Source organism: Halomonas sp. 3D7M (assembly GCF_014897885.1).
Lineage (GTDB): Bacteria > Pseudomonadota > Gammaproteobacteria > Pseudomonadales > Halomonadaceae > Vreelandella.
On sequence record NZ_JABUZF010000136.1, the window covers coordinates 1 to 1227 of the forward strand.

Here is a 1227-nt window from a genome sequence, read left to right on the forward strand (position 1 = left end):
AAAACTTTATGCAGAAAGCGGGCGCACACCGTATTGCTGCTGAGCTAGGTGTGGCGATTGTTTGCCCCGATACCAGCCCACGCGGCACCGATCTGCCCGGTGAGCATGAAAGTTACGATCTAGGATCGGGTGCGGGTTTTTATGTGAACGCCACTCAAGCCCCCTGGAAATCGAATTACCGCATGTATGACTACGTGATTGAAGAGCTGCCTTCGGTGGTGCGTCAGCACTTCCCAGTGAACGGGCGTGAGTCGATCAGTGGTCACTCCATGGGCGGTCACGGCGCATTAATCCTAGCGTTGCGACACCCTGGCCGGTTCCGTTCGGTTTCCGCTTTTGCGCCTATTGTTAACCCCATGAACTGTCCTTGGGGGCAAAACGCATTTACCAGCTATTTAGGTGACGACCAGTCGCGTTGGCGCCAGTATGATGCTTGTGAGCTGGTCGCTAATGGTGCCTCTCGTCAACGGCTATTTATCGATCAAGGCGAGGCCGACCAGTTCCTGGATGAGCAACTGATGCCAGAGCGTTTGGAAGCAGTGTGTGAAGCGCATGATCACCCACTGACGTTGCGCCGCCAGCCAGGTTACGATCATAGCTACTTCTTTATCGCCTCGTTCATTGAGGAGCATATGCGCTATCATGCAGAACACCTCATGAAGCGCTAAGGATATCGAAATGCTCAATCGCGCGTTGCGCCGTTTTCTTGGTTTGATATGGCGTCTTATTTGGCGTGGCGCGCTGGTTTTTATTGTCCTCTCAATTGCGCTGGTTTTACTATTTCGTTTTGTGCCACCTCCTGGCTCAATGGTGATGGTAGAGCGCAAAATTCAAAGCTGGATAAACAGCGAACCTATCGATATTCAACGCCAATGGAGAAGCTGGGAAAATCTATCCAGCAATGCCAAATTGGCGGTGATCGCTGCTGAAGACCAGCGCTTTCCTCAGCATCGTGGTTTTGATTTAGTGGAGCTGAAGCGTGCCCTGAAGGCCAGTCTTGATGGCGAACGGTTGCGGGGGGCCAGCACGCTCAGCCAGCAAACAGCCAAGAATGTTTTTTTATGGAGCGGCCGTAGCTGGGCCCGTAAGGGGCTAGAAGCATGGTTTACATTGCTAATCGAACTGCTGTGGAGCAAGCAACGCATACTGGAAGTGTATTTAAACGTCGCTGAGTGGGATACGGGAGTATTTGGACTAGAAGCGGCGGCGGGGCACTATTTTGGCGCT

2 protein-coding genes are annotated in these 1227 nt (G+C 52.6%); both read left to right on the forward strand.

From position 1 onward, the window contains the following. The coding region (fghA, locus tag INT22_RS06490) for an S-formylglutathione hydrolase (protein WP_193067907.1) at window positions 1-668 on the forward strand (668 nt) is incomplete at its 5' end. 10 nt (window positions 669-678) lie between these two features. Next, window positions 679-1227 (forward strand): monofunctional biosynthetic peptidoglycan transglycosylase (gene mtgA / locus INT22_RS06495; protein ID WP_226912457.1); only part of this gene is annotated, 549 nt, incomplete at its 3' end.